The organism is Pseudovibrio sp. Ad5 (assembly GCF_001623095.1).
Taxonomy (GTDB): domain Bacteria; phylum Pseudomonadota; class Alphaproteobacteria; order Rhizobiales; family Stappiaceae; genus Pseudovibrio.
In genome coordinates this window covers 88,327-110,539 of sequence record NZ_LMCH01000057.1, presented here as the reverse complement: position 1 = coordinate 110,539, position 22,213 = coordinate 88,327, and the positions used below count along the sequence as shown (strand labels likewise).

Below are 22,213 nucleotides of genomic sequence, written 5' to 3'. Positions count from 1 at the left end.
CTTGTCTGTGTTCGAATAAACATCAAGGTACTGAATTGCAACAGTTGTTGTTTTGGTTGTTTGGAGGGGTTTTTGTTAAAATAACTTTCGAGTATGTTGATTGTGTTGCAGATAGTTGAAATTCTTTCAAGATATCAATTATCTACAATGTTGCGACCAGAATATACTGCCTACCTTTTCTTATAGATATTTGAAGTTGAGACCTTTTGGACTTTTAACAAGAGGTCGGTGGGAGCTCTTGCGCGGCGGCAAGGGCTCCCACCTTTTTAATTCTGGTAGGGCTGTTTAGCTGGTGTGTTGGTGTGGAAGCGCCTTTGTACCACCTGACATAGCTGTTGGAACGCCTGTGGTTCCCGGAAAGCTGATCGACAAATTGCGATCGCATCTGGCCGCGAGGAAGGCGAAGCATTCGGCTTCCACGGCATCCCCACGCCAGCCAAGCTCTTCTGCCTGAATGATTTTTACGTTTGCCCGTGCTTCGATCTCTTTCAGAAGCTGCGGGTTTTTGCGTCCTCCACCGCATGCTACCAGGCGGGCTGGGCGTTTTGGTAGCATGTCCAACCCTTTGCCAACTGCGCTTGCCGAAAATGCGGTGAGTGTTGCTGCGCCGTTTTGCAGAGAAAGGCCGGTTGCCATGTCTTTTGTGAAGCTGTTGCGGTCGAGGGATTTGGGGAAGGCTTCGGTGAGATAGGGGTGTTCGAGAAGCATTTTGAGGCGGTCTTCGTCCACTTGTCCGCTGGCGGCGATGAGGCCGTCGCGGTCCATGTCGCCGCGATTATGGGAGCTGATCCAGTCGTTTATAGGTGCGTTGGCCGGGCCTGTATCGAAGGCAATCAGGGTGTTATGCCCGTCCCACCACGAGATGTTGGCGACGCCGCCGAGATTCAGAATTGCTGTGTCCGTTGGATTGTCGGATAGACCGGCGCTTCTTAAGAGGGCCTGATGGTAGATAGCTGCGAGCGGTGCGCCTTGTCCACCTGCTTCGATATCTTGCGTTCTGAAGTCGTAAATCACTGGAATATCGAGGATATCAGCGATGATCTGGCCGTCACCGAGCTGGCGGGTTGCGCCTTTTTGACTGCCTTTGGGTGCGCGGTGCAGGACGGTTTGTCCGTGAAAACCGATTAACGCAATATTTTGCGTTGAAATGGAGTTTTTTGAAAGGAAATGTGAAATTGCGTGGGCTTGTCCCTCGCTGAGTGCTTTCTCCGCTCGTGAGAAAATTTCAGGTTCCTCGGATGCGAAATTCCAGTCCTGAGCGGCGGCCATGGCTTCGGCGATCAGCTGATTGGTTTCAGGGGGATAACTTGCCAGTGTGTAAGGGCCGAACTCTTCGATGGTTTGTCCATCGGTTTTCAGCATGGCGATGTCGACGTTGCCGTCCATTACCGTTCCGGTCATCAGACCGATGCACCACTGCGCAGCCATTTACTCCCCCACTCACAAAACCCGCTAGACTTAAAACTGAAGAGACTTCGGTCAGAGCCAGATGTTGCAAGGAAGGTGTGTGCCTTACGGATCTGCCTACACGAAGTCTCCACTTCATAGCGGGTTCTGGGCGCAGTGACAAACGTTGGAGTGATGGAAGCCTGTGTGTTTTCTGCTGGTGATTGTAATGATAGGAGGCATTGTTGTACGGGTTACATATCAATTATTATGATGAAATGAAGTGATGAGGGCTTCCTTCGCCTTGTTGTGTTCTGGCGATTGTGCTAGTTTTCCTGCAGGGAATGTCTATTTGAAATCAACATTTCACATTTCTTATCCGGCAAAATTACTATTATAAATAGTACTTATATTATCAATGCTGGTTTGATGCACCTCAATGCTCACGTGCCCCACTCTCAATAATTGGAATAAGTGTAAAATTCTCTTATTCAACTTGAGGTGGAGATGAGTTTGAAAAGGGTGATGGGCCTGATGGTCACTGCTGCGATGGTGGTGCCTGCCGGGCAGGTTTTGGCAGCGGATATGCCTGTGCCACAGGAAGATATCATGGCTGCGGCTGCATCTGAAAAGAGCCCTTGGCAGATCCGTGTGCGCGCTTTGGGTGTGGTTCCGATGGATGAGGGACATGTCAACGGTGTCTCAGGGTCTGATCTGTCATACTCGAGTACAGTGGTTCCAGAGTTGGACATCACCTATTACTTCACTGACAATATTGCAGCTGAGTTGGTTTTGGGCACTACTTGGTCAGATGTTGATGGTGATGGTAGCCTTCCAGGCATAGGTGTAAGTGACGTTGGAGAGACTTGGATCCTCCCACCAACGCTTACTTTGCAATACCACTTCACCAATTTTGGCGCTTTCAAGCCTTATATTGGTGCAGGTATTAACTACACGATTTTCTATAATCAAGACGATGGAAAAGACTCCAAGAAACTTGATATAGAAAACACGTTTGGTGCAGCTCTACAGGTTGGTTTCGACTACATGGTTGACGACCATTGGGGCGTGAACTTTGACGTTAAAAAATTGTTCCTTGAAGCAGACTACGATGCAACGTTGAATAACGACGCAAAAGTTTCGGGTACCGCTGAACTTAACCCTTGGCTGATTGGCGCTGGTGTTACCTATCGCTTCTAAGACTTCTTAAGTGCTTAAAAGTAAGGCTTGGATGTGTGAGCACCCAAGCCTTTTGTTTTGCGTGATGCCAAGCTCTTAGGCGGTTTCCAGCGCCTTTTCGGTGTTCACCCGCACCGCCTGACCTTCTGCATCGAAGAAGTGGGTGAGGGCAGGGTCAAAGGCGAGGCCGACTGTGTCGCCCGCTTTGTAATGTTCCAGACCTGACAGTCTCACAAGGACGGTTCCCAAGTTCTCAGCGGCGACGTAGATGAACAGGTCCGCGCCAAGGTATTCGACGTGTTCCACCGTTCCGGTCATTGCAGCGTCAGCAGATGACACCACGCTGATATGTTCTGGGCGGATGCCCAACTTTATGGGAGTGCCTTCGTTTTGTGTGAAGGGGGACGGTTGTTCAGAGTGTCCGGCCAACGAGAACGTGTCTTTGCCAAACTCAACGGGCAGGATGTTCATCTTTGGTGAGCCGATGAACTGAGCCACGAACAGGTTGTTTGGGCGTTCATAGAGGTCGCGAGGCGAGCCGACCTGCTCGATGCGGCCAGACTGCAGAACCACGATCTTGTCTGCCAATGTCATGGCTTCCACCTGATCGTGGGTTACGTAGATCATGGTGGCATCCAAATTGCGGTGTAGTTTTGCAATCTCGAAACGCATCTCAACGCGCAGTGCTGCATCAAGGTTGGAGAGTGGCTCGTCAAACAAGAAAGCAGCTGGATCGCGAACGATGGACCGGCCAATGGCAACGCGTTGTCGCTGACCACCAGACAAGGCTTTCGGGCGGCGATCGAGATACTCCTCTAGCTGAAGGACCGCGGCTGCCTTGTTGACCTTGGCTTCTATCTCGGACTTTGGCGCGCCAGCAGTTTTCAGTGCAAAGCCCATGTTTTCCCGCACGCTCATATGCGGGTAGAGTGCATAGCTTTGGAACACCATGGAGAGCCCGCGCCCTGACGGTGGCAGAGCAGTGACGTCCTTGCCATCAATGTGTACACTGCCGCGGCTGGCTTCTTCCAGACCGGAGATCACCCGCAAGAGGGTGGACTTGCCGCAGCCAGAGGGACCAACAAAGATGACGAACTCACCGGGATTGATCTCAAGATCAATCCCTTTGATGACCTGAAGATCACCAAACCATTTTTCGACACCCTCAAGGCGAATAGCACCCATTCTTCCGTTCCTCCTCAGGCTGCTTTAGCGGTCAGGCTTGGTGTGGCCCATGTGAGCCAGATAGCGGATGTCCATGAGAAGGAGTTGCCGCCAGCACCTTCACCCGTGATTGGATCAAAGTATTCCGCAAAATCACTCTTTTCGATCAGTGCAACGGTGTCTGTGCGCAGGCGCTCAGCTCGGGCTGTATCGCCCATATCTGCAAACCCCGTTGCGATGAGGTAGTTGATGATGCCCCAGACCGGGCCACGCCAGTAGCGCATGCTTTCAAACAGTGGATGATCCGGATCGTAGCTTGGCATGGTGTAGTTGACCTTTGCTGCGATACGATCGAAATGCTTGCGTGTTGGATTGATGTACTTTTCTTCGCGAATGCCTGCATATGGTGCGAGGAATGAGGCACTGGAGATGCCATCTCCCAAAACATCGTTGCGCAAGTCGTATGTGCAGAAGGCTTGCTTCTCTTCATTCCAGAGTTTTGCGATGCCTTTTTCTGTTAGGGCAATCCATCCCTTCAGCTCTTCTGCTGCGTCTGTCTCGCCCAGCGCTTCTGCCATGGCCAGCAGGTCACGATCTGCGCGTAGCAGAATGAAGGTGTTGCCTGGATCTGCGACGAAGAATGGACACTGGTCTGCAACAATCTTTGGATCCCAATTGTTGTCGCGGCCAAACTTCACAATTGCCAGATAGCGGTCGTAGTCGATTTTCTTTGGACGCATCTCCGGATTGACGTGGGAGGTGTCCTTGCGGGTGTAGTCGCCGATTTCGGAGATATCGACGTGACTTGCTGCATTGTCCCAGTCTGGCAGATTGTCGCGACCAGATTCCCATGGGTGCATGATGGCAATCACGCCGTGACCTTCCGGATCGCGGTAGGTGTGGTACCAGCGGTGCCAAGCCAGCAGTTTAGGGAAGAGGGTTTTGATTTTCTCTATGCCTGCTTCCGTGTTGTCTTGCTCAAACAAGCGGCGAACAACGGTTGCTGCTACTGGTGGCTGGGAGTGGCCGGAGGTAGGGATCTTCGGGTTTGTGGTTCCCCAGACGGACGGACCTGGGAAGTAACTTGGGTCATCCTTGCGGAAGATGATGTGTGGGACCATGCCGTCATCCCACTGACCTTCGAAGAGCAGTTCGATCTCTTCCCAGGCTCGTTCCATGTTGAACGTTGCAAAGCCGAGGGCGACGAAGGCGCTGTCCCAGTTCCACTGGTAAGGGTAAAGGCCTTTGGTTGGGATGGTGTAGCCGCCCAGATCATTTTCCTTAAGGATGGAAATGGCCTGATTGTCGAGTTGTGCGGACATAGTAGATACTCCGATATTTTTTCTTTTTGACAGTGCCGCTTAGCCTTTGACGCTGCCTGCTGTGAGGCCCTGAACGAGAAAACGTTCGAACCACAGGAAGATGCCAAGAACAGGGACTGTTGCGATGACCGCACCGGCCATCAGGTGTTGACGTGGGACTTCAGAGGAATTGAGAGACACGACACCGCGGGAGAGGGTGAAGATATCTGGATCATCCAGGAACATGAAGGCGAAGAGGAACTCGTTCCAGGCGATCATGAAGACGTAAAGAGATACAGAGGCCAGCGCTGGTAAGGATAGCGGCAGAGTGATCTTGAGGATCACGCCCAGACGGCTGAGGCCATCCATCAGACCGGCTTCTTCCAGCTCTGCAGGCAGGCCTTTGAAGTAGCCTTGCAGCATGTACAGCGCAACAGGAATGGTGGTTGCCGGATAGACGATGAGCAGGCCGGTCAACGAGTTGCGCAGACCCAGCTGAGAGAAGACAGCGTAAAGCGGTATGACCAGAACAATCGCCGGCACCATGTAGATGAGCAGCACGGAGCGGGACATCCAGCTGCGCCCCGGGAAGTTCAGGCGGGAGACCGCATAGGCGCCCGGAACTGAGAACAGAAGGGTCAGGATGACAGTTGCTACTGAAACAATGGCAGAGACTGTCAGATAGGTGCCGAAGTTGAACTGGGTGAAGAGCTCTACGTAAGAGCGGAACATGCCAGAGATGCCGCCTGACAGATCAATGGACAGATCCAGCGGGTTGCCGAGCAGTTGTTGTTGGCTCTTTAAGCTGGTCATGACCATGACGTAGAACGGTAGGGCGACCATGACGGTGAAGATGACGAAGCCAAATCCTTTTGCAACACGCAGGAAGACGACTTCCTTCTCATATCGCGTGAGGTTGCCCTTTGGCGTACCTGCCAGTGTCTGTCGATTAGCCCAGAACGTTATGGCTACAAAGGAGATCAGTGCGATGAGTTGCCAGAGCGGTTCTACGGACAGAGGCAGGGCAAACGGAGCGCCGAAGGTTGCTGCGAGCAGCGCCAGTAGGATGATGGCGGCTGGTGCGTATTTTTGTCCGGTGCTGGCGGATTTGCCTTCCCACAGATGGGTGAAGAGCGCGCCCAGCGCGGAGGCGAGGACGGCGGCGCCCACTTGTGGGATAGCGAGCTCTCCGGTGATGAGTGTCAGGGTGACACCAATCACGATCATGGAGAGGAAGCCCCAGACGGCGCCGCTTAAGGCGGAAAGAACGTAGCTGTTTAGCAATCTCATAGCCCTTCCTCCTTGGTGGAGAAGCGGATGAACAAGGTGGCGAAGGTGACGAGAACAACAAAGACGACCACAGCAACGGCGGCACCGGCACCCAGATTGGAAAGGGCAAAGCCTTGTTCGTACACATCCACGGTCAGGGTGCGGGTTCCGGCGTTACCACCAGTGAGCAGGAAGATGTCGTCGAACTTGTTGAAGGTCCAGATGAAGCGCAACAGGAAGAGGACGGACAGGATGCCCATGAGTTGTGGCAGGGAAATGTACCAGAACTGCTGCATTGGAGTGGCGCCGTCCATTTCCGCTGCCTCATAGATGTCCGTTGAAACGGATTGCATGCGAGCCAGAATGAACAGGAAAGACAGCGGGAAGTAACGCCATGCCTCAAACGCGATGACAGTTGAGAGCGCCAGTGGAAACTCGAAGGAGGTTCCGAACAGGTGCAGATCTACGGCACGCTGACCGAAGAAGTTTACCGGTTCTGCGAGAACACCCATCTTGGTGAGTAGGGCATTCAGGGTTCCGGAGAATGGATCCAGCAAGACGACCCAGGTGAAAGCAACGGCAATTACTGGAGATACGTAGGGGAACAGGAACAGCCCACGCAGAATGCCTCTGCCCTTGAAGGAGGTGTTGAGGAGCTGGGCTGCAAACAGGCCGAGGACCAGTGCGCCAACTGTGCCGAAGATGGTGTAGTAGAACGTGACACGCAGAACGCTCCAGAACTCGTCACTGTCAAACACACGGCGGAAGTTATCGAGCGTGAACGTGCCGTTGGTGAGCACACTGTCAGCATCGCCGTAGGAAACAGGCTTGCTGGCTTTCTCCGGCTTTCTCAAAGCAAGGTATTCGTTAGAGACTGTGCCTGAAATGACCAGTTTTTCGCGGGCTTTGCCCTCAAGCGTGCCAAGGTCGCACTGTATGTTGATCCCATTGAGAGAGCAGGCATTCGGCAGCTTTAGCGCGGTGAATCCGGCTGGGAGGATGTCGGTAAAACCTGCGTCTGCGATGGAGTTTTTCTGGGAGGAGTTTCTGACGCGGTACTCCAGCGTTGCCGGATCGCCTGCCTGCTTCGGTTTGCCTTTGACGCGTTCGTTGATGAGGACTTTTGGAGCGCGCAGATCGCCCAGCTCCACGGGCTTGAAGCTGATCCAGAAGTTGGCGACCAGAGGTCCGAGAACAATTGCGAGGATGATCAGAAACGTGGGCGCCAGCATGGTGTAGGCGAGGCGTGCTTCCCGCTTTTGCATGGGGCCTGCGCCTTTGGGCGGCTGGCTCACGCTTTCACCTGCTGTGCTAACAGATTTTCCGGCCTGATCGGCTATGGCGCTCATTGCGCTGTGCTCCTGATATCACGGTGGTTTTGGTGGATTGAGAGCCCGCAGACACGAGGCCTGCGGGCTGAGATCGTGGCATCAGGCCTTACTTGATCTTGGCAAGTTCCTGATTGATCTTGGTGACCGCTTCTTCTGCAGAGAGTTCGTCATCAATGAACTCGCGGGTGTAGCGGTTGATGGCCATGGAGTTCAGGATCTTGGAGGCAAGGCTGAGCTGGCCTTCCTTCACGCCCCAACGGCTGGCTGTGTCCAGACCTTCTACAATCTGGGTGATTGTCTCAGCCGGATAGAGCTCTGTAAGCGGTGCTTTGCGGTCCACACCCACTGGCAGGGTTGCCCAGCCTTTGATGAAGGCTTCTTTGTCCTCAGCATTGCCGCGGCGAACAGGGAATTTGCCTTCTGGCGCGATGGACAGGGTCGCCAGATAGCCATCGTTCATGGAGTATCCCACGAATTGCTGTGCAGCTTCTGTGTCAGCATCATTGGTGATGGAGAAGTAACGGATGTCACCCCATGCTGCTCCGGCCTTGTTGGATGGGCCTGACAGCGTGGTTACAACACCGGTTTTACCTGCCAGTTCTTTAGAGGTTGGGTCACCGTTGATGGTTGGTGGTGCGCTGTCACGCAGGCCTGCCAGCTCGTCCAGAATGAACGGAGACCAGATGATCATGGCTGCCTTGCCAGCGAAGTACAACTCGCGGGACTGTTTCCAGTACAGATCGCCTGGAGGGGAGGCTTTTGCCAGTGCTTTGTAGAAAGTCAGAGCTTCTGCCAGCTTCTTCTCGTCGAAGCCTTTGAAGCCGTTTTTGTCAACCGGAGTTGCACCGTTTGCCAGAAGCACATGTTCCAGCAGCTGGCTCATGAAGCTTTCGTCGATCTTTGTTGCAGCCACAAAGCCGAACTGCTCCGGCGGATTGTGCAGTTTTTCAAGGGCGATGAGGATGGAGGCGTAGGTGTTTGGTGCTTCCAGACTGGCAGCGTCAAACAGGTCTTTGCGGTAGACGATCATCTGGGTCCAACCATCTACCGGAACAGCCGCGTAGCCGTCAGGCAGGGCTGCCATGTTCAGAGCGCCGGATGCGAAGGTGCCTTCTTCCAGATCTTCGATGACTTCGGTTGCAGCATCGGTGTCGATGATGCCAGCTTCTGCCCATGGCAGAACGTGGATCAGCGGATGATAGATGACGTCAGGCAGATCACCAGCCGCATAAGCTGCTGTTGCGCGGGTGCCCATGTCTTTTTCGGTTACCGGAATGACATTGACTTCAATGCCGGTCTTCTCGGTAAACGCCTTTGCCATTGCTTCCTGCTTGGCAAGACGTGCAGGCTGTTCTTCTGTGGTCCAGAAGCGCAGCGCTTCAGCCTGTGCAGCACTCATTGCAAATGCAAGCGTGCCAACAAGGGCTGTCGTTCTTAGAATGTTCCTCCCGAACATAATTTCCTCCATTATGCGGTTGCGAAGTATGCGCTGAGGTGAGCTTTCAGCTCCTCAGGTGTTTTGCGTGGCGGACCATCAGAGCCACGCTGAATAAGTCTTGCTTCGGCCAGTACCTGCAGTTCCCGTGCTGGCTGGCCGCTGATTGCTTTTGTGAGAAGTTCTGCCAGCGTGCTGCCTGCAAGGACTGGTTCCTGAGCGAAGCTGGTAAGCGGCGGGTCGAAATGCTCGCACACAGGCAGGCCGTCGTAACCAATGACTGTGACGTCCTCACCAATCGTCAAACCATGGCGGCGAATGATCTTGGTGACGCCGATGGCGATGGCATCGGTCATGCAGATGATAGCTGTTGGCGGACGGTCCTGATGCAATAGCTGAAGAGCTGCCTGCTCCCCGCCCGGTTCATCCAAGGATGTTTCGACGATCAGCTGGTTTTCAAAAGACAGGCCGGCTTCTTCCAAGCCTTGTTGGAACCCTTCAATACGCAGGCGACTGAAGTTCATTTGCGGATTGGACATCACCAGCGCGATGCGGGTGTGGCCTTGCGCAATGACCTTTCTGGCTGCTGAATAGAACGCGGCATGGTTGTCGATGTCGAACCATGGGTGTTCGCTTTCGCGGGCCGTTCGGCCATGGCTGACAAACGGAAAACCCCGGTCCAATAGATAGTCCACGCGTGGGTCGTTGGTGGCGGTTCTGGTAAGAACGAAGCCATCGACCTTTTGCGAGGAGATGAGGCGGCGGATTGCCAGCACAGCATCATCCATGGAGCTTGCCGTTGTCACCAGCAGGTCTTTATCGACTGCATTGAGTGCCCGGGTCATGCCGTCTAAAAACTCGGCGAGGAACGGGTCAGCTCCTTTGCCAGGCATGAGCGGCAGTACGATGCCGAAGGTGTCGACACGGCCACGCTTAAGATTACGTGCTGTGGAGGAGGGGCGATAGCCCAGCTCTTCGACTGCTTTGAGGACACGCTCGCGAGTTGCTTTGGAAATGTCCGTGTAGTTGTTCAGGACGCGGGACACGGTGCCCTTTGCAACGCCTACATGGCGTGCCACGTCTCCAATGGTCACAGATTTTCTCTGTTGCACATTCTGGTCAGTGATGCTCACAGAATTCCCACCCAATAGGTTGTCATCAGATCGCTCCCATTCATGATCTGATTTCATCGATGATGCTTGCAAAACCGATTTTGGAAGTCAACAAAATCGGTTTTGTTAAGTCCGAAATCGGTTTTGGAAACCGAAACACAAGGTTTTTCGGAAAGAGGGTTTCGGGTGGTTTCGGTGAGCGAAACTTAGCCAGAAAAAAGTTTGGCAGGGCTGGGGACAACTTGATGCGGACCGGCTGGATGCGGCAAGCCAGAGTGATCTTGGTGCTGTGCAGAGGTTTTGAAAAGGACTCAGTGGTTCGGTTGAAGACTAGGCCAAAGAGCTAGGTTGCCCATTAGGTAAACTGGAAATAGCTTCTTTAAACGAAGTTAAATTGAAAGTGCCGGAGCCGGGAATGAGTGGAGCGCGACGAAGCTTTGCAGGTGTTGACTGTGCGGTTGCTCAAGCGATCGAGCAGATGGGGGATCCCTGGATCCTGCTTATTCTGAGGTGCCAGTTTCAGGGCATCAAGCGCTTTGATGACTTTCAGGGGCATTTGCAGATCTCCACCAGTGTACTGACAGATCGTTTGCGGCGTCTGGTGCAAGCGGGTTTGCTGCGTAAGGAGCAAGACCAGCAGGACAAGCGCGGAACGGTCTATCTTCTCACCGAGAAGGGCATGGACTTTTACCCGGTGATGATTGCGCTGCACCAATGGAGTGAGCGCTGGGAAGCCCGTGAAGGTGGGCCGAGGCTGGAACTGCTGGACAAGCAAAGCGGAGAGCCCGTGCGTGATGTGCGTGTGCTTTCGCAAGACTACAGAGAATTGAGTGCCCGGGATGTTCTGGCATTGGTTGATGACCAGAGTGGCGAGATGATGCAGGACATTCAGGAGAGATTGAAGCGCCGGAGAGGTGATGTCGCCTGATTTTGAGATCAAACAGGCAGCAGATTGAATTGTAAGGGAGTGTGTTTGAAATGGCTTTGCCGAATATTTTGAAGAATAAGTTGCGCCTGCCAGTTGTTGGCAGTCCTTTGTTTATCATCAGCAATCCAGACCTTGTGATTGCACAGTGTAAGGCAGGGATTGTTGGTTCCTTCCCAGCGCTTAATGCTCGCCCGCAGGAAAAGCTGGAAGAGTGGCTGATCCAGATTACAGAAGAGCTGGCAGCTTATGATGCGGCTAATCCTGACAAACCGTCAGCTCCGTTTGCTGTGAACCAGATTGTGCATCGCTCCAATGATCGTCTGCAGCATGATGTTGAGCTTTGCGTGAAGTACAAGGTGCCAATCGTGATTACCTCTCTTGGTGCGCGCCCGGAGGTGTTTGATGCGGTTCATTCTTACGGCGGCATCGTGCTGCATGACATCATTACCAACACCCATGCGCATAAGGCGGTTGAGAAGGGTGCTGATGGTCTGATTGCTGTCGCCGCTGGTGCTGGTGGCCATGCAGGTACAACATCGCCGTTTGCGCTAATTCAGGAAATCCGTGAGTGGTATGATGGCCCACTTCTGCTTTCAGGCAGTATCAGTACTGGCAAGTCTATTCTTGCATCACAGGTGATGGGTGCTGATCTGGCTTACATCGGGTCTGCGTTTATTGCGACTGAGGAAGCGAATGCTCAGCAGGCCTATAAGCAGATGATCGTTGATAGCGGTGCAGAAGATATCGTGTATTCCAATCTGTTTACCGGTGTGCATGGCAACTATCTGAAGCCATCCATCGAGCAAGCAGGCATGGATCCTAGTAATCTGCCAGAAGGCGATCTGAAGACCATGGACTTTCACAGTGCTGACAAGGGAAAGCCGAAGAGCTGGAAAGAGATCTGGGGCTGCGGTCAGGGTATTGGTGCGGTGAAAACCATTGGCAGCACTGGTGATCTGGTTGCTCGGTTGTCGTCAGAGTATGATGAGGCTCGCAAAGCGGTGACGGCGCAAGCTTCTACACTGGAGCCTGCTGAGTAAGCTGGTCTTGCGTTTGGTTTGCGTGTTAGCTCACAAGCCAGTTCGATATTGATGCATATTACAAGGCTGCTGGGTTTGGCCCAGCAGCCTTTTCTTTCACATCTGTGCGGATGTTTCGTCCTTATCAGTGTCCTGCCATGATTTTGTAGGGGTGGGACCAAACAAGAAGGAAGAAAAATGCGTAACTTTTTGTGTCTCGGCCTTCTATTGGCCGTTCCTTTCATGGTTGCCTCTGAAGGCTATGCTCAGGGGAGTTCCAGCCAGGTTACTCCGCCCATGACACAGTACTGTAATCGCGGTGATGTGCTGTATGCGGATGGAAGCAATGCAGACGGCCCAATGCCGATGATCAAGTGCGGTCAGAACTCGCTGGTTTATCAACGCACCAACATGAGCTTTCCGCTGTCTGTGGTCTCTAATGGCAAACTGTCCGTGGGCAATGCAAACGGTGCTTGTCAGAGTGCAAAAGCTGTTGGTGCGGATGCAATTGTCAGCAACATCCAGTCTCTTTGCAATACGACACTGTGGCCGAACTCTTGTGCTAAGTGTAATTGAGTATAAGATATATCACTAGTAGTATTGGTTGCTGCATGCCTAAAGTAATCAATACTACTTATATTGTTGAGTTAATCTCACCAAATGCCGCGTAGTAATCAGTATTACACTTTTATAGGTATCGTGACACCTGATGGTCATATATGAGAAACTCTGTTGCATAAAAGGGGTGTATCTCTAGCGTTATATTGCTAGAATCGGGCAACTTGTGAAAGTTGATTTCAAAAATACACTTAAGCAAAATCAACAAGAATGGCTCAGGTCACATGCAACGAGAGCATTGGGGAAGTCGTATCGGCTTCATTCTGGCTGCTGCAGGTTCAGCAGTTGGATTAGGTAATATCTGGAAATTTCCATATTTGGTTGGCGCGGAAGGCGGCGGGGCGTTCCTCATTGTCTATGTTGCGTTTTTGATCGCGATCGGCGTATGCGTGATGATCGCGGAGATTGCGCTGGGCCGTCAGGCACAGGCCAATCCATTCAGCGCGTTTAAACGTGTTGGCAGTGCAGGCTGGTCAATTTTTGGTCTCATGGCGGTTTTGACCGCGTTTCTTATTCTCTCGTTTTATTCCGTTGTTGGTGGCTGGACCATCGCCTACGTGGTTAAGACAATCACCGGTGGCTTCTCTGGCTATTCCGGCGCGGAATTTGAGGGACACTTTGGTGCGCTGGTGACAGATGCAGTTGAGCCGATCATTTATCACGCTGCCTTTATGGCGATTGGCGTGCTGATCGTGATCAACGGTATTACCGGCGGCATTGAAAAGGCATCGAAGATCATGATGCCTCTTTTGTTTGTTCTGCTGGCTTTGCTGGTTATCCGGTCTCTGACCCTTGATGGGGCAATGGCAGGTGTTGAGTACTTCCTCGTTCCTGACTGGTCTCACCTGAATGCGGACATGGTTGCCGCAGCTCTGGGGCAGGCGTTCTTCACGCTGTCTCTGGGTATGGGTGCTTTGATCACCTATGGTTCTTATCTGGGTAATAAAGAGAGCATTCCAAACGCAGCCCTTTGGGTTGTTGGTCTTGATCTTCTGGTCGCTGTTCTGGCTGGCTTTCTTATTCTGCCAGCGGTGTTTGCGTTCAACATGGATCCGGCTGCAGGCCCAGGATTGACCTTCATCACACTGCCAGCGATTTTTGCTGAGCTGCCGTTCGGTATGTTCATTCAGCTTTGCTTCTTCGTATTGCTGTTTGTGGCTGCGATCACCTCAGCAATCTCCTTGCTGCAGGTCGTGGTTGCGTTCATCTGCGAAGAGTTCAATGTTGGTCGTAAGGCGGCCACCATCTGGGTTGGTATTGTGATCTTCCTGTTTGGTGTTCCAAGTTCTCTGGCGCTGGGCGTGTGGGGCGATATCACGTTCTTCGAACTGAACATCTTCGACTTCCTTGGCTACCTCACTGACAACTACTTCCTGCCACTTGGCGCGATTGCGACCTGTCTGGTTGCTGGTTGGGTGAGCTATGACAAGTTTGCTGCGGAAGTGACCAATAACGGTGAACGTCCGTTTGCTTACCTGACAGCATGGAAGTGGATGTGCCGTGTGGTTGCACCGCTTGCGATCATCTGGGTGATGGTCCATTCCATCTTCGGAGCATAAAGCTTCGCTCAAAAACAATGAAAAGGCCGCCAGTTTTGGTGGCCTTTTTTAATGCTGTTTTATGGTCATCCGTAGTTTGACTTAATCTGGGCCGGAAGAGGGAGGAGAATGTGTCTGTTGGGCATAGTCCCTTCACCCGAGATGGTCTTGATAAGGAACAGGGTTATGTTGAGGCAGCTGAAGCGCTATTGGGTGCATTCCATGAATGCCAGATTGCCGCGTGAGATGGTATGTCTGGACGAGGAAAAGCAGGCCAGGTATCGCAGTGTAAGGGGACGTTGGCCTCAGGAATAAGGCCTTATCTCCGTCCCAACGAGAGAAAGAAGCACCGTTTGAGCGGTGCTTTTTTGTGTCTGAACTGTGTTGGTGCGGTGCATGAGCAGAACCTGCGACGAAAAAACTTGTGGGCTGCATGTGGTGGCAGGAAGTTGCGTTGCTGTCGTGTGGTTAACGTAATAAATGGTATGATCAGCCAATATATATGTATTTTATAGTTAGTTTCATTGTTTGATGGTGAATTATGGGTGTATGTGACTATATTTTGAATTCGCCCATTAAGTGCAGCTGTCAAAAACGCATATTTTTTGAGGTAAGGGAAATTACCTGCGACAATCTGTCAGGTCAACAAGGCTAAAGATTTCATCAAAAGAGCTGGAACAACGAATTCATTTCAAGCTTTTGCGCTTGATTGAAACAAACCATCACATGTTGATTGGCAATAACAAAAAATGAAACGTGAGCAATGGGGAAGCCGCTTCGGCTTCATTATGGCTGCCGCAGGGTCTGCGGTCGGTCTTGGTAACATCTGGAAATTCCCATACCTGGCAGGCACACAGGGCGGTGGCGCCTTTCTGGTGGTCTATCTTGTCATCATGGCAACCATCGGCGCAGCGCTGATCATGGCAGAGATTGCCATTGGTCGTTCAGCGAAGATGAACCCTGTTGGTGCGTTCCGCGCGCTGGGTGGCCGCTTGTGGTCAGTTACGGGTGTAATTGGGGTGATCACGGGGTTCCTGATCCTATCCTTCTACTCCGTTGTTGGCGGCTGGACGATCGCGTATCTGGTGAAGAGTATCGCTGGCACCATTGAATCTGCACAGCCTGAGCTTCTGGAAGCCCAGTTTGGCGGTTTGGTCTCTGCTGTATGGGAGCCGATCTTCTATCACGGTGTGTTCATGGTGTTGACCATGGGGATCGTGATTGCAGGTGTTGCTCAAGGTATCGAGCGTTCCGTTAAAGTCCTGATGCCATTGCTGTTCATCCTTCTGATGGTTCTGGTGGTGCGCAGTGTGACCCTGCCGGGTGCCTGGGAAGGTATTGAGTTCTTCCTCGTCCCTGACTGGTCGCAGGTGAATGGCGAGATGCTGCGTGCAGCTCTTGGTCAGGCGTTCTTTAGCCTGTCGTTGGGTATGGGCGCGATGATCACCTATGGCTCTTATCTGGACAAAGATGCTGACATCCCGAATGCGTCTTGCTGGGTGGTGTTCTTAGCAGCGCTGGTTGGTGTGCTGGGCGGCCTGCTGGTTCTGCCAGCTGTGTTTGCCTTCGGCATGGATCCAGGTGCTGGCCCGGGCCTCACCTTCATCACTCTGCCAGCTGTGTTTGGCGAGATGATTGGTGGCTATCTGTTCCAGATTATCTTCTTCGCCATGCTTTTGATTGCAGCTCTGACCTCTTCCATCTCTTTGTTGGCTATTCCGGTGGCTTACTTTGCAGAGGAATACGGCATAGAGCGCAAATGGTCTGCTATTGTGGTGGGCATTGTGATCTTCCTGATCGGCGTACCATGTTCACTGGCTCTGGGTGTCTGGGGCGAGTACAAGCTGTTTGGCATGAACTTCTTTGACCTGATGGTCTATGCGGTTGACAACTACACCCTGCCAATCGGCGGTATTTTGACCTCGCTGTTTGCTGGGTGGGTTGTGCTTGAGAAGATGGGCAAAGAGTTGAGCAACGACGGATCTTTGACCTTCAAGTGGATGGGCGCCTTCACATGGATCATGCGGATCGTGGCTCCATTGGCTGTTGTCTGGGTGATGCTGAGCGGTCTGCTGGGCAGTTGATACGGCGACATTCTGAGAATAAAAAACACCCCGATCAGAAATGGTCGGGGTGTTTTTGTGAGAACCTATAGCCAGAGATCAATGCTCGTCTTTTTTGTGATGCTCTCTGGTGTGCTCTTTGTGATCATGCATTTTTGCGTGGTGGTGGCCGTCGTCCGAATGACTTTTCCCGGGGCGGTGCTTGTGTGGGTGTTTGTGGCCCTCCGGATCACCACCATGTTGAGTTTCCGGATGGCTTTTCTGGCCGCGCTCATATTCTTGCCGATCTTTATCATGCTTGTGCTCATGATCGTCGTCATAGCGACGCGCCATTTTTTCCTTGGTATGGGCTGATGTGTTCTGTTGTTTTTCTGTCATCATTTCCCCGCAAGACTATTTCATCAATGGTTCTAGCATACTCGTGTTTTCTAACTTGAATGCTATGTGATGGCAGTTATTGAAGGCTGATTGACGGCTCTAAACATCGACTAAAATGCTGGGATTGTGCAAAAAAAGGGCTGCGCGTGGCAGCCCTTTCTGGTGTCGATTTGGTTCCTGATTTATCCGTTCTTTGGAGCTGTAAAGACTTTAACCTCTGGCAATTCGCCTTCGAACTTCTCAAAGTCTGCGATGACGGTATGACCGCAGTTGCCTTGTGCCAGCTTGGAGGTGCCAAGGTCTGGTGTAAGGGTATTAACGTCACCATAGGCGCAGAGACTGCCGGCTTTGCCACCTTCGACAGGATCGTACCAAGCACCTTCATAAAGGCGAATGACGCTTGGCATGATGTCTTCGCTGACGATTGCACCAGCCAGTGTTTGGCCACGATCATTGAAGATGCGGATGACGTCACCAGACTTGATGCCGCGTGCTTCTGCATCTTTCGGGTTGATCATGCATGGTTCGCGGTCTGCGACTGCATATCCTTCGCGAAGGACTGTGCCGCAGAGCTGAGAGTGCAGGCGATCGTTTGGATGACCTGTGTTGACGTGAACCGGGAACTTAGCATCCGGACCATCGAGACGTTCGAGCGGTTCCATCCACATTGGATGTGGAGGACAGTCATCGTAGCCCATTTTCTCGATATTCTTGGAGTAGATCTCGATCTTACCGGTTGGTGTGCCCAGCGGTTCCAGAAGAGGATCTTCGCGGAAGTCGGCGTAGCGGACATATTCCTTCGCTGCCTGTGAAACCGGGTGAACGACGATACCGTCTTCCCAGAATTTCTCAAACTCAGGCATTTCAAGGTTTTTACTTGCAGCCTGTTTTTGAGCCTGTTCGTAGTAGTGACGGACCCAGTCCATTTCGTCACGACCATCTGTGTAGGCATCTTTGTTGCCAAGGCGGTCTGCCAGATCAACAAAGATGTCGTATTCACTGCGTGCTTCAAAGACCGGATCAACGATCTTCTTCATAGCTACAGTTGCTTTGTTGGAATAAGAGCCCATTGCTTCGATGTCATTGCGCTCATAGGCAGAAGCTGCCGGAAGAACGATGTCTGCGAAGCGTGCTGTTGCTGTCCACTGGTAGTCCTGAACGATCACTGTTTCCAGTTTCTGCCAGGCCTTGATCATACGGTTACGGTCTTGATGGTGATGGAATGGGTTGCCACCAGCCCAGTAAGCAATCTTGATATCCGGGAAGGTATAGCGGGTGCCGTTGAAGTCGTATTCCTCGCCCGGACGCTCCAGCATTTCAACAACGCGTGCCACAGGAATGGAGACAGAGCCTTCCATTGCGCCGCCATCGTTCATGCCAGACAGGGCAGGGCCGTCGGAGGTTGGTGTGCCGCCATTGGAGTAATGATAGGAGAGACCGAAGCCGCCACCTGGCAGACCGATCTGACCTAGCATGGAAGCCAGCGTCACCAGCATCCAATGTGGTTGTTCGCCGTGATGCTGACGTTGCAGGGACCAGCCGCTGGTAAGCATGGTGCGGTTGCCCATGAACAGGCGTGCCAGTTCCTTGATCTTATCAGTTGGGACGCCGCAAATTTCGGAAGCCCATTCAGCTGATTTTGGCGTCTGATCTGTCTCACCAGTCAGATATGGCAGGAATTTTTCAAAGCCTGCAGTGTACTCATCCATGAAGTCGGCGTCATACAGCTCTTCAACAAAGAGTGTGTGTGCCATGCCGAGCATTAGTGCTACGTCAGTTTGTGGTTTGACCTGTACCCATTCTGCATCCATGAACTCTGCGGTTTTGGATTTCAAAGGATCGATACAGATGACTTTCTTGCCGGTTTTCTTGAATTCTTCAAGATAGGTGTAGCTGTCGTGATCTGCGATGAGCCAGTCGATCTGGTTGGTCTTGATTGGGTCTGCACCCCAAACGACCAGGACTTCTGTGTTGTCGACAACAACGGGCCAGACTGTCTGCTGCTCGTAGACTTCCAGTGTGCCCATGACGTGCGGCATGATCACCTGAGAAGCGCCAGTTGAGTAGTCGCCTGTGTGCGTCACGTTTGGCATTTGCAGGCCGCGGTTGATCAGGCGGCGCAACAGGCTGCGGCTGTTATGGATCTTGCCTGCGCTCTTCCAGCCATAAGTGCCGGTGAAGACACTGCGTGGACCATGTGTCGCTTTGGCGTATTTGAGTTCTTGTGCAACAAGGTCGAGAGCTTTGTCCCAGCTGACGCGCACAAAATCATTGCTTCCGCGGTCTTCAACGTCAGCGCCACGACCTTTTTCAAGATAGGCACGACGGACCATTGGATATTTGATGCGCGATGGTGAATAGACGGAGTCCATAACACCAGCCAGCTGATGGCTAGGATGCGGATCCTGCTCCCAAGGCTTAACTTCGGTCCAGCGTCCATCTTTAACCACTGCACGGAATGCACCCCAGTGACAACCAGAGAGAACTTCTCCGTTGACTGCTGCTTGCGCAAAGCGTGGTGAGAAAATGGATGGAGCCAGCACACCTAAAGCACCCAGTGCGGAGGCGCCTTTCAGGAAACTACGGCGAGACGTATAGTTTGCAATGATTTTCGACATCTCTGCTGTCCTTTTATTTTGGCAGACAATCGATGAGTTGAGCGAGTTGCTCGATGAAAACAGCCTGTTTTCTCTTGAGTTTCACCGTAGTCACTGCGTGTAAACGTGGTTCGCGCGTTGATTGAACGGGATGTAAAATCGAGTAAACAGGTTGTAAATGGAGTTGGTCAGGTGATGGTCTTTGCCTCATTCAAGCGAGCAAGATCCATGGCAAGCCAGGCGCTGAGGGCATTGGCCAGTTCTTTGTAAAAATCTGACTTGTCAAAGCGCTTACAGCTCTCGCAAAAAGAGGGCACCCAGTTCAGAAGATGGTTCGAGAGGAAGCGGATCTGGTTCTGATGTGAGGTGTATACGGTCTCATGATCGCCATTGGCTTCTGCCAGAGCTTCGCGGTCGATGTACTCTGCCAGTACGTTGAGTTGAACGCCGAGGTGATCGGCGGGTTCTTTCATTGAATTCTCAATGGAGATACCCAGATCCTGAAGGATCTTGTTCATGTCTGCTGTTGGCTTTTGGAAGAGCGTGCCTTTTTCGTTGTAATAGGCGGACTCGTAAGGAGGGGCAGAGTGTTGACCGCCAACACCTAGAAACAGACGAGAATATGCGGTTGCCAGATCGAGCACCTTGCTCTGATAACTCTCAACGGACAGCTCTGTCAGCTTGGCAAGCTCGCCCGTAAATGATGTGAGTGCCGGTGCTTGTGAGAAGACATCCAGAAGCGCCCGTCCTTCTGGAGAGCTGTAGCTCTCCAGAGTTTCGATTTTCGCTTCACTAGTGAAGAAACTTGCCAGCCAGCGGTAAACCAGAGATCTGTCGCTGTTGGAAAGAGTGATGGTTTCGTGCTTACCCATGAGCTTCACTCCCACCTGTGTCTTTTGCGTTGAGTTGCAGGTACTTTTGCAGGATGCGGTATTGTTCTTTGTCCAGTGAGATGAAGCGCTTCATGGCTTTGAGGGAGCCGATCCACTGGTTGGCAAGGAAGTGCTCGGGATCGCGCAGGCCATGGCATGTTGAGCAGGCGGCACTGTACATTTCCTTGGTGTAGGTCCAGAGCTGATCTCCGTTTGAAATCAGATTTTCCTTTGAGACCCAAGTGTCGATCTGTACCTGATGCCAGGTGAGTTCTGTGTCCGGATCCACCTCGGTTCTTAGGCGTTTGATTTTATCGATGACCTTTTTACCGACAGTGGCAGAGAAGATGCGCTGGCCTCGAAGGGCATAGATCACGCGGTCCACCTGATCTTGCTGCCAACCGGCGATGCGCACTTTGAGAAGATTGCCGCTGCGCTCCAGAACGGCGACATCGGTTCCGCCCAGAATGCGACCGTCGCTTTTGCCGTTACTTTCCGCTTTTGACTGTTCAACGAAGAAAGGTTTGCTGGTGATGGCGTACAGATGATCTGCGCTTGCACCTTCGCTTACTGACAGGGCTTTGAGCTCGTCATACAAAGCTTTGTAGCCCTGAGACATGTCTGGCAGTTTGTGGGCAATGCCTTTGTGACAGGAGATGCAGGTCTCGCCGTCCTTGAAACCCTTCTGCATGGTTTCAGAGGCTTTGGGATGCTGCTTGGCGAAGTCCATGGAAGCTTGCTTGTGGCAGTTGCGGCACTGCTGAGAGTCGTTGGCTTCCATCTCTGCCCAGACACTCTTGGCCATGGTCAGGCGATGGGCTTCAAATTTCTCCTTGGTGTCGATTTTGCCGGTAAGTTTAGAGTAGACCTCTTTGGCAGCTTCGATCTTGCGAATGATCTTTGGGTAAGTTTCTTTGGGCACGTGGCAATCTGAACAGACTGCTTGAACGCCTGATGCATTCGAGAAGTGCGGAGACTTCTTGTACTCCTCGTAGACCGTGCTGCGCATTTCATGACACGAGACGCAGAACTCCAGAGTGTTGGTGTAGTCCATTGCGGTATGGAAGCCGCCCCAGAACACGACGCCACCTGCAAATGTGCCGAACAGTAATAAGCTTATTGGAAATATTGCGGTTTTCGTCCGCAGGAGTCGCCAGATATTCATCTTCTATCTCTTTTGCACTCTCGGACAAGTCGGTCCGTTCAATGCTCAGAGAATTAGACTAAGGTTGTAAATAGCGTTTGGAGGAAATATGAACGGGGTGTAGAATGGTGTAAACATGATGTAAACACACAAGCCGACAACAAGCATATGACAAATAAGGCACATATACTGGTCGTTGATGATGACCTGACCAGCCGCGTGGCACTTTCCGGATATTTTGAGACCGAAGGATACCGTGTTTCTGAAGCAGAAGACGGCGCGCAAATGCGCTCGGTTTTTGCTGGTGGTGATGTGGACCTGATTATGCTTGATATTCGTCTGCCAGATGATGATGGCCTAACGCTTTTGAAGGACGTGCGAAAGAAGTCTGACGTCGGGATCATCATGGTGACAGGCCGGACGGATGATGTGGACCGGATTGTTGCGCTTGAAATGGAAGCTGACGACTATGTGATCAAGCCGTTCAACCCGCGTGAGCTGTTAGCACGTTCCAAAAATTTGCTGCGCCGGGTGAGGGCAGGGCGGGTGCCTGCCGCTGTTGATGAGCGCGTGTTGAATTTCTCAGGTTGGGTTCTGGACTTGGACAAGCGCGGGCTTCAATCTCCTGAGGGAGAGGATGTTCGTTTAACACGTGGCGAGTTTGAGCTGCTCTCAGCGCTGGTTGAGAACAAAGGCCGCGTACTCACCCGTGATAACCTATTGGATCACCTGAACCATCGGGAATGGGACCCAAGCGACCGTACTGTTGATGTGCTGATTGGCCGGTTGCGCCGTAAGATTGAAGCGAACCCCAAAGACCCGACTTTGATCATGACTGTGCATGGCGTTGGCTATGTGTTTACAGGTGCGTACTGAAGA

General features: G+C 52.3%; 18 protein-coding genes. 7 read left to right on the top strand and 11 right to left on the bottom strand.

Going from position 1 to position 22,213, the window contains the following annotated elements; genetic code table 11:
* Window positions 1-285 precede the first annotated feature (285 nt).
* On the bottom strand, window positions 286-1,428 hold the full coding sequence (locus PsAD5_RS15250) for an anhydro-N-acetylmuramic acid kinase (RefSeq protein WP_063292711.1): 1,143 nt from the start codon (window positions 1,426-1,428) through the stop codon (window positions 286-288).
* A gap of 465 nt (window positions 1,429-1,893) precedes the next feature.
* Between PsAD5_RS15250 and PsAD5_RS15245 the strand changes: the two genes are divergently transcribed.
* A complete protein-coding gene (locus tag PsAD5_RS15245; protein WP_063292710.1) occupies window positions 1,894-2,586 on the top strand; it encodes an OmpW/AlkL family protein in 693 nt (230 codons plus the stop codon).
* Between the two features lie 75 nt (window positions 2,587-2,661).
* On the opposite strand, the gene PsAD5_RS15240 is transcribed toward PsAD5_RS15245, so the two are convergent.
* The 6 genes from PsAD5_RS15240 to PsAD5_RS15215 form a co-directional block, all read right to left on the bottom strand.
* A complete protein-coding gene (locus tag PsAD5_RS15240) occupies window positions 2,662-3,750 on the bottom strand; it encodes an ABC transporter ATP-binding protein (protein ID WP_063292709.1) in 1,089 nt (362 codons plus the stop codon).
* A 14-nt stretch (window positions 3,751-3,764) separates the two neighbouring features.
* On the bottom strand, window positions 3,765-5,051 hold the full coding sequence (locus PsAD5_RS15235; protein WP_063292708.1) for an MGH1-like glycoside hydrolase domain-containing protein: 1,287 nt from the start codon (window positions 5,049-5,051) through the stop codon (window positions 3,765-3,767).
* 39 nt (window positions 5,052-5,090) lie between these two features.
* A complete protein-coding gene (locus PsAD5_RS15230) occupies window positions 5,091-6,320 on the bottom strand; it encodes a carbohydrate ABC transporter permease (protein WP_063292707.1) in 1,230 nt (409 codons plus the stop codon).
* Window positions 6,317-7,648 carry a carbohydrate ABC transporter permease gene (locus tag PsAD5_RS15225; protein ID WP_063292706.1) on the bottom strand — a complete coding sequence of 444 codons (1,332 nt, stop codon included), beginning with the start codon at window positions 7,646-7,648 and terminating at the stop codon, window positions 6,317-6,319. The genes PsAD5_RS15230 and PsAD5_RS15225 overlap by 4 nt, the downstream gene beginning before the upstream one ends.
* Window positions 7,649-7,736: 88 nt before the next feature.
* On the bottom strand, window positions 7,737-9,086 hold the full coding sequence (locus PsAD5_RS15220) for an ABC transporter substrate-binding protein (RefSeq protein WP_063292822.1): 1,350 nt from the start codon (window positions 9,084-9,086) through the stop codon (window positions 7,737-7,739).
* 11 nt (window positions 9,087-9,097) lie between these two features.
* On the bottom strand, window positions 9,098-10,255 hold the full coding sequence (locus tag PsAD5_RS15215; RefSeq protein ID WP_208988632.1) for a substrate-binding domain-containing protein: 1,158 nt from the start codon (window positions 10,253-10,255) through the stop codon (window positions 9,098-9,100).
* Window positions 10,256-10,592: 337 nt separating this feature from the next.
* Between PsAD5_RS15215 and PsAD5_RS15205 the strand changes: the two genes are divergently transcribed.
* From PsAD5_RS15205 to PsAD5_RS15180, 5 genes are all read left to right on the top strand, one after another.
* Entirely contained in the window at window positions 10,593-11,105 is a 513-nt protein-coding gene (locus PsAD5_RS15205; protein ID WP_063292704.1) for a winged helix-turn-helix transcriptional regulator, read from the top strand.
* Window positions 11,106-11,155: 50 nt separating this feature from the next.
* Window positions 11,156-12,145, top strand: a complete 990-nt coding sequence (locus tag PsAD5_RS15200; RefSeq protein ID WP_063292703.1) for an NAD(P)H-dependent flavin oxidoreductase — start codon at window positions 11,156-11,158, stop codon at window positions 12,143-12,145.
* Window positions 12,146-12,322: 177 nt separating this feature from the next.
* Window positions 12,323-12,700 (top strand): hypothetical protein, encoded by a 378-nt coding sequence (locus PsAD5_RS15195; RefSeq protein ID WP_063292702.1) that lies wholly within the window; start codon window positions 12,323-12,325, stop codon window positions 12,698-12,700.
* A 266-nt stretch (window positions 12,701-12,966) separates the two neighbouring features.
* Window positions 12,967-14,301 (top strand): sodium-dependent transporter, encoded by a 1,335-nt coding sequence (locus tag PsAD5_RS15190; RefSeq protein ID WP_063292701.1) that lies wholly within the window; start codon window positions 12,967-12,969, stop codon window positions 14,299-14,301.
* A gap of 728 nt (window positions 14,302-15,029) precedes the next feature.
* Window positions 15,030-16,364 carry a sodium-dependent transporter gene (locus PsAD5_RS15180; RefSeq protein WP_057462493.1) on the top strand — a complete coding sequence of 445 codons (1,335 nt, stop codon included), beginning with the start codon at window positions 15,030-15,032 and terminating at the stop codon, window positions 16,362-16,364.
* Between the two features lie 78 nt (window positions 16,365-16,442).
* Here PsAD5_RS15180 and PsAD5_RS27680 read toward each other — a convergent pair whose 3' ends face one another.
* The 4 genes from PsAD5_RS27680 to PsAD5_RS15160 form a co-directional block, all read right to left on the bottom strand.
* Window positions 16,443-16,721, bottom strand: a complete 279-nt coding sequence (locus PsAD5_RS27680; protein WP_082827057.1) for a hypothetical protein — start codon at window positions 16,719-16,721, stop codon at window positions 16,443-16,445.
* A 182-nt stretch (window positions 16,722-16,903) separates the two neighbouring features.
* Complete coding sequence (torA, locus tag PsAD5_RS15170) at window positions 16,904-19,339, bottom strand: trimethylamine-N-oxide reductase TorA (protein WP_063292698.1); 2,436 nt, start codon at window positions 19,337-19,339, stop codon at window positions 16,904-16,906.
* A 167-nt stretch (window positions 19,340-19,506) separates the two neighbouring features.
* Window positions 19,507-20,190 (bottom strand): molecular chaperone TorD, encoded by a 684-nt coding sequence (gene torD / locus PsAD5_RS15165; RefSeq protein WP_063292697.1) that lies wholly within the window; start codon window positions 20,188-20,190, stop codon window positions 19,507-19,509.
* The gene (locus PsAD5_RS15160) at window positions 20,183-21,355 is read right to left on the bottom strand and encodes a NapC/NirT family cytochrome c (protein WP_063292696.1); all 1,173 of its coding nucleotides are present in this window, start codon (window positions 21,353-21,355) and stop codon (window positions 20,183-20,185) included. Before PsAD5_RS15160 ends, torD begins: the two co-directional genes overlap by 8 nt.
* A 147-nt stretch (window positions 21,356-21,502) precedes the next feature.
* On the opposite strand from PsAD5_RS15160, the gene PsAD5_RS15155 reads away from it, so the two are divergent.
* Window positions 21,503-22,210, top strand: a complete 708-nt coding sequence (locus PsAD5_RS15155) for a response regulator (protein ID WP_063292695.1) — start codon at window positions 21,503-21,505, stop codon at window positions 22,208-22,210.
* The last annotated feature ends 3 nt before the right edge of the window (window positions 22,211-22,213 follow it).